General features: G+C 73.0%; 9 protein-coding genes. 5 read left to right on the forward strand and 4 right to left on the reverse strand.

What is annotated here, in order from left to right; translation table 11 throughout:
• Positions 1–5: 5 nt before the first annotated feature.
• From AB0C84_RS27455 to AB0C84_RS27465, 3 genes are read left to right on the forward strand one after another with little or no spacing between them, the layout of a single operon-like run.
• Entirely contained in the window at positions 6–806 is an 801-nt protein-coding gene (locus tag AB0C84_RS27455) for an STM4013/SEN3800 family hydrolase (protein ID WP_361071888.1), read from the forward strand.
• Entirely contained in the window at positions 803–2,083 is a 1,281-nt protein-coding gene (locus AB0C84_RS27460) for an STM4012 family radical SAM protein (RefSeq protein WP_361071891.1), read from the forward strand. The genes AB0C84_RS27455 and AB0C84_RS27460 overlap by 4 nt, the downstream gene beginning before the upstream one ends.
• Positions 2,083–2,937, forward strand: a complete 855-nt coding sequence (locus tag AB0C84_RS27465) for an STM4011 family radical SAM protein (RefSeq protein ID WP_361071894.1) — start codon at positions 2,083–2,085, stop codon at positions 2,935–2,937. The genes AB0C84_RS27460 and AB0C84_RS27465 overlap by 1 nt, the downstream gene beginning before the upstream one ends.
• Positions 2,938–2,956: 19 nt before the next feature.
• Here the strand turns inward: AB0C84_RS27465 and AB0C84_RS27470 are convergent, their stop codons facing one another.
• On the reverse strand, positions 2,957–3,955 hold the full coding sequence (locus AB0C84_RS27470; RefSeq protein WP_361071897.1) for a WYL domain-containing protein: 999 nt from the start codon (positions 3,953–3,955) through the stop codon (positions 2,957–2,959).
• Positions 3,956–4,066: 111 nt separating this feature from the next.
• Between AB0C84_RS27470 and AB0C84_RS27475 the strand changes: the two genes are divergently transcribed.
• Complete coding sequence (locus tag AB0C84_RS27475) at positions 4,067–4,609, forward strand: YdeI/OmpD-associated family protein (RefSeq protein ID WP_361071900.1); 543 nt, start codon at positions 4,067–4,069, stop codon at positions 4,607–4,609.
• A 58-nt stretch (positions 4,610–4,667) separates the two neighbouring features.
• Here the strand turns inward: AB0C84_RS27475 and AB0C84_RS27480 are convergent, their stop codons facing one another.
• The 3 genes from AB0C84_RS27480 to AB0C84_RS27490 are packed head-to-tail and all read right to left on the reverse strand — an operon-like array spanning position 4,668 to position 7,535.
• Positions 4,668–5,819: a DUF6745 domain-containing protein gene (locus AB0C84_RS27480; protein WP_361071903.1), complete on the reverse strand. Its 1,152-nt coding sequence runs from the start codon at positions 5,817–5,819 to the stop codon at positions 4,668–4,670.
• Between the two features lie 13 nt (positions 5,820–5,832).
• Positions 5,833–6,159: a hypothetical protein gene (locus AB0C84_RS27485; RefSeq protein ID WP_179847193.1), complete on the reverse strand. Its 327-nt coding sequence runs from the start codon at positions 6,157–6,159 to the stop codon at positions 5,833–5,835.
• 47 nt (positions 6,160–6,206) lie between these two features.
• Positions 6,207–7,535 carry a threonine/serine exporter family protein gene (locus AB0C84_RS27490; RefSeq protein ID WP_361071906.1) on the reverse strand — a complete coding sequence of 443 codons (1,329 nt, stop codon included), beginning with the start codon at positions 7,533–7,535 and terminating at the stop codon, positions 6,207–6,209.
• A gap of 211 nt (positions 7,536–7,746) precedes the next feature.
• On the opposite strand from AB0C84_RS27490, the gene AB0C84_RS27495 reads away from it, so the two are divergent.
• Complete coding sequence (locus AB0C84_RS27495; protein ID WP_361071909.1) at positions 7,747–9,840, forward strand: RecQ family ATP-dependent DNA helicase; 2,094 nt, start codon at positions 7,747–7,749, stop codon at positions 9,838–9,840.
• Positions 9,841–9,881: the final 41 nt, after the last annotated feature.

Raw genomic sequence — 9,881 nt, forward strand, 5'->3', positions numbered from 1 at the left:
CAGGCATGCGCGACATGAACGAAGTCATCGGCAGCCACGACGTGCTGCTGGTGACCCTCGACACGCTGCGCTACGACGTGGCCGCCGAACTGGCCGCCGCGGGGGAGACCCCCACCCTCACCGGGCTGCTCCCAGAAGGCCGCTGGGAGCGCCGCCACACGCCCGGCAGTTTCACCTACGCCGCGCACGCGGCGATGCTGGCGGGCTTCCTGCCCACGCCCGCGTCGCCCGGCCCGCATCCGCGCCTGTTCGCCGGCGCCTTCCCGGGCAGCGAGACCACCGCCGCCGGCACCTGGACGTTCGACGCCGCGGACCTGCCGGCGGGCCTTGCCGCCGCGGGCTACCACACGGTCTGCGTGGGCGGCGTCGGGTTCTTCAACAAGCTGACGCCGCTCGGATCGGCGCTGCCGTCACTCTTCGCCGAAAGCCACTGGGAGCGCGGGTTCGGCGTGACCGACCCGGAGTCGCTGCCCAACCAGATCGACCGGATCGCCGAAGTCGTGGCGCGGCTGCCTGCCGAACGCCGCCTGTTCCTGCTGCTGAACGTCGCGTCCCTGCACCAGCCCAACTGGTTCTACCTGGACGGCGCCACACGCTCGCACGGTGACACCCGCGCGACCCACGCCGCCGCCCTCCGCCATGTGGACGCGCACATCGGCAGGTTGTTCGGGCTGATGCGCCGCCCGTGCTTCGTCATCGTCTGCTCCGACCACGGGACGGCGTACGGCGAGGACGGCCACACGGGCCACCGCATCGGCCACGAAGTCGTCTGGACCGTTCCGTACGGGGAGTTCGTTCTTTCGTGAATCCATACCAGGCGTACGTGTACGCCTACCCGCACAAGACCGCCTACCGTCCGCTGCAGCCCGCACCCGGATTGCGGGACGTGTGGGCGGGGGAGTCGCTCGACGCGCTCTTCCTGTACCTGCACGTCCCCTTCTGCGAGATGAGGTGCGGCTTCTGCAACCTCTTCACCCGCACCGGCGCGCCCGAAGAGCTGACCGGCGCCTACCTGGACGCGCTCGACCGCCAGGCGACCGCCGCCCTGGACGCCCTGGACGGCGCCGCCTTCTCCACCGCGGCCTTCGGCGGAGGGACGCCGACCTACTTCACCGCGTCCGAACTGGAACGGCTCTGCGGCATCGCCGGACGGTTCCCCGGGTTCGGATCGATACCGCTGGGCGTGGAAACGTCCCCGGCGACCGCCACCACCGACCGGCTGGCCGTCCTCGCCGACCACGGAACCACGCGCGTCTCCATCGGCGTGCAGAGCTTCCTGGACGAGGAGGCACGCGCGGCGGTCCGGCCGCAGAAACGCGCCGAAGTGGAGGCCGCGCTGGACCGCATCCGCGCCGCGGGGTTCCCGATCCTCAACATCGACCTCATCTACGGCATCGACGGCCAGACGCCCGCGACGTGGCTGCACTCCCTGAACGCCGCTCTCACGTGGCGTCCGGAGGAGATCTACCTGTACCCGCTCTACGTCCGCCCGCTGACCGGCCTCGGACGCCGCGCCCAAGACTGGGACGACCAGCGCCTCACGCTCTACCGGCTCGGTCGCGACCACCTTCTTGGCGAAGGCTACGAGCAGGTGTCGATGCGGATGTTCCGGCTGCCGTCCTCAGACGCGGGCGGCACGGAGTACTGCTGCCAGACGGACGGCATGGTCGGCCTGGGCTGCGGAGCACGCTCCTACACCTCCCGCCTCCACTACTCGTTCGAGTACGCGGTCGGAGCCGGGCAGGTGCGGTCCATCATCGACGACTACGTGCGCGAGACCGACTTCACCACCGCGCGGGTCGGCTTCTCACTGGACGACGACGAACGCCGCAGGCGGCATCTCGTCCAGTCACTTCTGCAAGCGGCCGGTGTTGACCTGAGCACCTACCGCGCGCGCTTCGGAAGCGACCCGATGGACGACTTTCCCGCCGACCTGAAGCCGTTCGCTGAGCGTGGATGGCTGGAGACCTCTGAGGACGTCCTCCGATTGACCCCCGAGGGGCTCGCCTACTCCGACGCCATCGGTCCGGCACTGTTCTCGTCCCGCGTGCAGGCGCTGATGGCGTCCTACGAGGCGCGGTGATGGACCACCTGACGATCCTCTACCGGGGTCCGCTGGCCAGCTGCGACTACGACTGCCCGTACTGCCCGTTCGCCAAGCGCCGCGACACCCCGGAACAGCTCCGCGCCGACCGCGCCGCGCTCGAACGCTTCACGGAGTGGGTGTCAGGCTGCGGTCACCGCGTCTCGGTCCTGTTCACGCCATGGGGCGAAGGCCTCGTCCGCTCCTGGTACCGGCGCGCCCTCATCGACCTCAGCCACCTTCCGCATGTGGAACGGGTCGCGATCCAGACGAACCTCAGCCACCGCGTGTCGTGGACGGCGGACGCCGACCCCACACGGTTGGCGCTGTGGGCGACCTACCACCCCGGCCAGGTCCCGTACGAGCGTTTCCTGGACAAATGCCTGGACCTCTCCGCGCGGGGGATCCGGTTCAGCGTCGGCATCGTCGGCCAGCCGGAGCACCTCGACGCCGCCCGCCGGCTCCGCGCCGACCTTCCCTCCCGAACGTACCTCTGGGTCAACGCGGCCGAAAGGCGCACCTACGACGACGCCGAGGCCGCCTCCTGGGCCGAGATCGACCCGCTGTTCCCCGTGAGCCGCCACCCGCACGCGAGCCGCGGCCTCCCCTGCCGGACGGGCGACACGGTCATATCAGTCGACGGCGACGGGACGGTCCGCCGCTGCCACTTCGTCCCGTCCGTCCTGGGCAACCTCTACGACGGCTCGTTCCGGAACGCCCTGGCGCCCCGCCCGTGCCCTCTCGACACGTGCGACTGCCACATCGGCTACGTCCACCTCGAACCCCTCGGCCTCTACGACACCTTCGCCGACGGCATCCTCGAACGGATCCCAGCCCTGTTCGGCCGGCCCTGACCATCGTCCAGGCCTCGGGTCAGAGCGCCCCGCCCTGACCCGAGGCCCGGTCCTGCCCGCTCTGCCGCTCTGGATCGCCGTTGTAGCGGCCGGCGAGTTCGGCGCCGATCCGGGCGAGTTCCCGCTGGACGGCAGGTGGCTCGACGACGTCGAGCAGCGCGCCCCAGCCGGCGAGGTGGCGGGCGATGTCCAGCGGGGTCGGGGCGGCGACACGGACCCGGACGCGCCCGCGACCTGCCTCACCGTCGGTGCGGCAATGCCGTCCGAACTGGTCGCGCAGGACGGGCACGAACCGCTCCTCGACGAGCACCGTCGCCCACGTGCGCGAACGCCGCCTCTCGATCTCGTCGGCGACCTCCTGCCAGGCCGCGGCGAGGGTGAAGTCGTCGGGGCGTTCGGCGGGGAGGCCGGTCGGCTCGGCCCGGATGATCCGGTCGACGCGGAAGGTCCGCCGCCCGCGCCCGGTGTCCGCCAGCAGGTACCAGACGTCGTCCTTGTCGATCAGGCCCCACGGGTCGACCAGCCGTTCCGCCGGTTCTCCGCCGCGGCCGGCGTAGGTCAGGCGGACCTTGAGGCGGCGGACCACGGCGGCCTGCAGCAGGTCGACCATCGCGGGCCGGGGACGGTCCCGCTCGCCCCAGCGGACGGGGTCGACGATCGTCGCGTCCAGGGCAGCCTCGGCGTCGGTGCGGAAGGTCCTCGGCAGGGCGCCCAGGAGCTTGCGCAACGCCGCTCTGGCCTCGGGCGACACCGCGGCGGCGGGACCGGCCAGCAGGAAGAGCGCCTGCGCCTCGGACGCCGTGAGGCCGCTGAGGTCGGTGCGGGCGCCGCCGACCAGCTGCCAGCCGCCACCGCGACCCGGCTGCGGATAGACCGGGACCCCGGCCGACGCGAGCGCCTCCAGGTCTCGGCGGGCGGTCGCCACCGACACCTGGAGCTCGGCCGCCAGCTCGGCCGCGGTCACCCGGCCGCGGACCTGCATCAGCAGCAGGACGGCGACGAGACGGTCAGCGCGCATGAATCCAGATCGTCCGACAAAGTGCTCAGAAGATGAGCACTTTACCCGGAACCATGAGTGTCACCGCCCAACGAGAGGGAACCGCCGATGTCGCCAGCAGATCGTGGACCGATGATGCATTTCGCGGACGCCGCCGAGTGGGAGGCCTGGCTGGCCGAGCATCACGAGAGCGGGGACGGTGCCTGGCTGAAGATCGCCAAGAAGGGCGCGGGCAGCGCCTCCGTCACGATCACGCAGGCGCTGGAGATCGCGCTGTGCTACGGCTGGATCGACAGCCGGCGCAGGTCCCACGACGAGAACTTCTACCTGCAGCGGTACTCGCGCCGCCGCAGGGGCGGCGCGTGGTCGCGCAAGAACGTCGAGCGCGTGGAGGCGCTGACCGCCGCCGGGCGGATGCGACCGCCCGGCCTGGCCGAAGTCGCCGCCGCCCAGGCGGACGGCCGCTGGGCGGCCGCCTACACCGCCCAGCGCGACGCCGAAGTCCCGCCCGACCTGGTGGCCGCGCTGGCGGCCTCCCCACAGGCCGCCGCGCGTTTCGAAGCACTCGACAGAACCACCCGCTACGCCCTGATCCTCCCGCTCCTCAAGGCCCGCACCCCGGCCGGACGCGCCACCCGCCTCCACAGGACGATCTCCGAACTACGGAGCCCGTGAACCGCGACCCCGCCCGGACCGGCCTGACCAGGAGAGCGGGCCGGTTTGAGCCCTGGGGTCAGGTCTGCTTCTCGGGGTGGTAGTCGGCCTCGTCCACGCCGAACGTCCACGCGACGCCCGCGCGCGCCGTGCGCGTGTCGGGCGGGACGCGCAGGTAGTAGGTCCGGTGCGTGCCGTCCGGTTCCGGGGTGGAGTTGACCACCTCCACCATGACCACCGGCTCGTCGCCCGGCAGCTCGATCGACCACAGGACGCCCGTCTCGTCCCGGTGCAGGGGACGCGCGCCCGTCTCGGCCAGGTAGCGGTCGTAACCGAAGATCTCCAGCATCACGCGGCGCAGCTCGGCGTTCTGCTCGGAGGAGATGCGGTCCGGCGTCAGACCGGTCAGCGACGCGACGAAGTCGGGCGGGATGGGCATGCCGCGCCAGGCGTGCAGCGCGAATCCGTCCGGATAGGCGAGGGCGGGACCGTCCCCGCGGTGCAGCCGCCCGGGCTCGTCGCGGTACAGCTCGCCCGGCCGCTCCGAGAGGATCACCAGCCGCTCGTAGGGCCACCACCAGCCGGCCGACCGGGCCACCTCCGCCAGCCCCGCCAGCGGGCCGTCGAGGCGCCCGAGCGATTCGAAGAGCGCCAGCCACGGCCCGTCGTGCTGGCCGAGGACGGCGTCGAGCGTGGCCGCGCGCAGCAGCGCCCCGGCCGCGTCCTCCTCCGGGGAGGGCCGCCTGTTCCCCGCCCTGCCGGGCCTGCCCTGCGCCTGTTCGCCGATCGCGCCGCGCACGCGCGTGACCAGCGCCTGCACCTGGCCCCACAGCAGGCCGCCGGTCTCGGCCCACGTGCGCGGCCACTGCTCCGGCCCCTGCTCGGAGCAGGCGGCCGCACGTTCGGCCTCCCAGGGGCGGGTGCGCACGTCCGTCAGGACGCTCGGCCCGGCCTCACCGTCACCGAGGTCGGCGCGGGCCCGTTCGAGCAGTGCGTCCAGCCCGGCCTTCTCCAGCGCCTCGCCGTGCCCGGCGATCACGGCGGCCACGGCGGCGCCGCGCGCGGGGGAGGGCACCCACAGGTACCGCTCGGGGGGCCTCAGCCCGGCGGAGGCGTAGGCGGCGGCCACGCCCGCCTCGGCACGGGCGCGGTCGGCCGGCCCGGTGGCGAACGCCGCCGCCTGCCAGTCGCCGACCACGTAGTGGGTCTCGCGTACCGTTTCGGTGAGCATCACGTCCCCCTTCTCAGTCGGCCACGACGCGGACGGACCCGGGCACGTACTCGCGCTGCCGGATCACCCGGTACCAGCCCTTGGGCAGGGTGATCGCCGCGTGCTCCTCGTGCACCAGCCGCCCGCCGGACGGCAGGTGCAGGTGGTCCGGCACGAGCGGGTCGGGGGTGCGCAGCAGCGTGCCGGGCCCGGCCAGCGCGTGCGCGTGCCCGGTGGCCTCGCCGAGGGCGAGCACCATGCGGCCGCGGCCGTCGCGCGGGGACGGCGGCAGCCCGCGCACGGACTGCGGAACCGCCTCCTCGGGCACGGGCAGGATCAGGACGTCTCCCTGTCGGTACATGCGCCGAACGTAACCCCCACCACCGACAGAACCACCCGGCGGCGGGGTCAGAAGCCCCGGGTTCGGCGGGCCGCGGGGCGGGCCCAGCGGCCGGACGCGCTCAGGCCGACGTGCTGGAACGCGCGGACGAGTTCGCCGCCGAGGTTCACCCCGGCGCCGAGGGCGAGCGCCACGGACACCGCTCCGATGAGGCTCAGCACGCCCGCCTGCGGCGAACCGGTGTTGAGCTCGACCATGCCGCGGTAGAGCGCCGTCCCGGGGAGCAGCGGGCCGATGGCGGGGACCACGAACGGCATGACCGGCTCCCCGTGCCTGCGGGCGAGCCAGCTCGCCATCACGCCGACGACGGTGGCGGCCATGGCCGCGGCCAACACGGGTGGAACGTGCCATCCGCGGGCCAGGACGTAGAGCACCCAGATCAGCGCGCCGCCGAGGGCGACGGTGGTCAGCACGTCGCGCGGGGCGGCGAGGGACACCGCGAACGTCAGCGAGATGGCGGCGGCGGCGATGACGGCGACGGGTTCCAGGCTCGCCGACGGGGTGGGCAGGTGCCGGACGTCGATCGGCACGCCCATGCTGACCCCGAGGTACACCACGGCGCCCAGCCCGGCGACGATCGCCGCGATCATGAAGAAGACCTCCAGCACCCGCGCCCCGGCGCTGACGAGGTCGCCGGTGATGCCGTCCTGGATGCTCGCGACCAGCGGACGTCCCGGAAGCAGCGCCAGGATCGAACCGGTGACGATCGTCGCGGCCTGGCCGGGGTTGCCCAGCGCCACCACGCCCGCGGCCGCCGCCGCGCCGATCGCGGCGGCCACCGTCAGCTGGAAGAACTCCGCGATGCCCCGGCGCGCCAGCGCGGCGGCCGTGCGGTCGCCCAGCATCGTGGCGACGAACGCGGTGGTCGCCACGAGCGGTCCGCCGCCCGACAGCACGCTGCCCGACGCGGCGATGAGCCCGAGGGACACCACCAGCAGCCAGGTCGGGTACGGCGGGCCGTGCCTCTTGATCTCCGCGAGCCGCTTGTGGGCCTCGTCCAGTTCGAGCATGCCGATCGACGCGTCCTGGACGAGCTGGTGCAGCGCGGTGAGCCGCCAGTAGGCCGGGGTCCGCCGCCGGATGGAGCGCGCGCTCGTCATCGGCGCCGCGCCCCCTCCCGGATGCGCCGAGACGAGGATGCTCGTCAGTGTGACCTGCACCTCGCACCGGGGGAGTTCGTAGGCCACGCCGAGGCCGAGCATGGCCTCGTTCACGCGCTCGGTGGTCTCGCCGCTGGCGAGGAGGAGTTCGCCGACCCGCAGGACGAGGTCGATGACCCGCGGGTCGACGATCTCGCCGGGCTCGTCCTCGGGCGGTTCGGGGGGCGACCCTTCCATGAGGACCTGCCATGTCCGCCGCAAGCGTTCAGCCGCGCCCATACCCCCGCCGGTGTCCCTTCCCGCCCATGAACTGATCTTGACTGGCAGGCTACCCACCGGCCGGGTGTCCCCAATCCGTGGCCTTCGTCAATCCCTGGCCCACGTCCCGCCTTTTCCACAGAACGTGATTCTGGTGCGGTGCCTTCCGAGGCACTGGTACCAAGGACGCATGAGCTCTTCGGACGGTCTTCGCGACGAGGCCGAGCGGTGCCTGCGCGCCCTCGCCGGTGACCACGCGCGGCTGCGCGACGACCAGTGGACGGCGATCAGCGCGCTCGTCGAGGAGCGGCGGCGCGCCCTCGTCGTCCAGCGGACGGGCTGGGGCAAGTCCGCCGTGTACTTCGTGGCGACCCGGCTGCTGCGCGAGCGCGGCGCCGGGCCGACCGTGATCGTCTCGCCGCTGCTGGCGCTGATGCGCAACCAGATCGACGCCGCCCGCCGGGCGGGCATCGCCGCCCGCACGATCAACTCCTCCAACACCGGCGACTGGGACCAGATCTTCGCCGAGGTCGAGGAGGGCGCGGTCGACGTCCTGCTGGTGAGCCCCGAGCGGCTCAACAACCCCGACTTCCGCGATCTCGTCCTGCCCAAGCTGGCCGCGGGCGCGGGGCTGGTCGTGGTCGACGAGGCGCACTGCATCTCCGACTGGGGGCACGACTTCCGCCCCGACTACCGGCGGCTGCGCACCCTGCTGGCCGAGCTGCCGCCCGGCATCCCGGTGCTCGCCACCACCGCGACGGCCAACGCCCGCGTCACCAAGGACGTCGCCGAGCAGCTCGCCGGCGACGACGCCCTGGTCCTGCGCGGCCCCCTCGAGCGCGACTCGCTGCACCTCGCGGTGGTGAACCTCCCCTCCGCCGAGCAGCGCATCGGCTGGCTGGGCGAGCATCTCGGCGACCTCCCGGGCTCCGGCATCATCTACACCCTCACCGTCGCGGCGGCGCACGAGATCACCGGCTGGCTCCGCGACCGCGGGTACGAGGTGGCCGCCTACTCCGGCCAGACCGAGCAGGCCGAGCGCCTCCAGGCCGAGCGTGACCTCCACGACAACAAGCTCAAGGCCCTCGTCGCCACCAGCGCCCTCGGCATGGGCTTCGACAAGCCCGACCTCGGCTTCATCGTCCACGTGGGCGCCCCGCAGTCCCCGGTGGCCTACTACCAGCAGATCGGACGCGCGGGCCGCGGCGTCGACCGCGCCGAGGTGATCCTGCTCCCCGGCCGGGAGGACCGCGAGATCTGGGCCTACTTCGCGAGCCTCGCCTTCCCGCCTGAGCACATCGTCCGCAGCACGCTCGACGTCCTGGACTCGGCCGACCGCCCCCTCTCCACCACGGCCCTGGAACCGCTGGTCGACCTCAACCGGGCCCGCCTGGAGATGATGCTCAAGGTCCTCGACGTGGACGGCGCCGCCCGCCGCGTCAAGGGCGGCTGGACGTCCACCGGCCAACCCTGGTCCTACGACCGCGAGCGCTACGAGCGCGTCACCGCCGAACGCCGCCGCGAGCAGCAGGCGATGCTCGACTACATCACCGCCACCGGCTGCCGCGAGGAGTTCCTGCGCCGCCAACTCGACGACCCCGCTGCGGCCCCCTGCGGACGCTGCGACAACTGCACGGGCCGCCACTGGCCCACCGACGTCACGCAGGAGAGCGCGACCCGGGCCCGCGACCGCCTGCATCGTCCCGGCGTCGACATCGCCCCCCGCCGCATGTGGCCGACCGGCGTCAAGGACGACCTCGGCGTCTCCGGCCGCATCAAGCCCGAGCTCCAGGCCGAGACGGGCCGTGCCCTCGGCCGCCTCACCGACATCGGCTGGGGCAACCGCCTGCGCGACCTGTTCGCCGGCGGCGACACCGACGTGCCCGCCGACCTGGTCGACGCCGTCGTGCAGGTCCTCGCCGCCTGGGACTGGAAGACCCGCCCCACCGGCGTGGTCACCATCGGCTCCCACTCCCGCCCCCGCCTGGTCACGACGTTCGGGCAGCGCATCGCGCAGATCGGCCGCCTGCCCTACCTGGGCGAGCTCGTCCCCGTCGGGGAGCCCGTCCCGCGCCGCCACAACAGCGCCCAGCGCCTTGCCTCCGTCTGGCACACCCTGACCGTCCCAGCCGACCTGGCGGAGGCCCTTGCCGACAACCCCGGCCACATCCTTCTGGTGGACGACCGCATGGAAACCGGCTGGACGATGACCGTGGCCACCCGCCTCCTGAAGGAATCCGGCGCCCAGTCGACCCTCCCCCTGGTCCTGGCGACCCCCAACTGATGGGAGCCGCGTCGGTCACCCGGCTCGTCCGCGAGTCGACG

The organism is Actinomadura sp. NPDC048955, from assembly GCF_040649435.1.
GTDB classification, from domain to species: domain Bacteria; phylum Actinomycetota; class Actinomycetes; order Streptosporangiales; family Streptosporangiaceae; genus Spirillospora; species Spirillospora luteofluorescens.

What these genes read in the sequence shown, in the direction of transcription:
- AB0C84_RS27495 (WP_361071909.1), top strand. Translation starts at nt 7,747, where the DNA reads ATGAGCTCTTCGGACGGTCTTCGCGACGAGGCCGAGCGGTGCCTGCGC.
- AB0C84_RS27455 (WP_361071888.1), top strand. Translation starts at nt 6, where the DNA reads ATGCGCGACATGAACGAAGTCATCGGCAGCCACGACGTGCTGCTGGTG.
- AB0C84_RS27475 (WP_361071900.1), top strand. Translation starts at nt 4,067, where the DNA reads ATGATGCATTTCGCGGACGCCGCCGAGTGGGAGGCCTGGCTGGCCGAG.
- AB0C84_RS27480 (WP_361071903.1), bottom strand. Translation starts at nt 5,819, where the DNA reads ATGCTCACCGAAACGGTACGCGAGACCCACTACGTGGTCGGCGACTGG.
- AB0C84_RS27465 (WP_361071894.1), top strand. Translation starts at nt 2,083, where the DNA reads ATGGACCACCTGACGATCCTCTACCGGGGTCCGCTGGCCAGCTGCGAC.
- AB0C84_RS27490 (WP_361071906.1), bottom strand. Translation starts at nt 7,535, where the DNA reads ATGGAAGGGTCGCCCCCCGAACCGCCCGAGGACGAGCCCGGCGAGATC.
- AB0C84_RS27485 (WP_179847193.1), bottom strand. Translation starts at nt 6,159, where the DNA reads ATGTACCGACAGGGAGACGTCCTGATCCTGCCCGTGCCCGAGGAGGCG.
- AB0C84_RS27470 (WP_361071897.1), bottom strand. Translation starts at nt 3,955, where the DNA reads ATGCGCGCTGACCGTCTCGTCGCCGTCCTGCTGCTGATGCAGGTCCGC.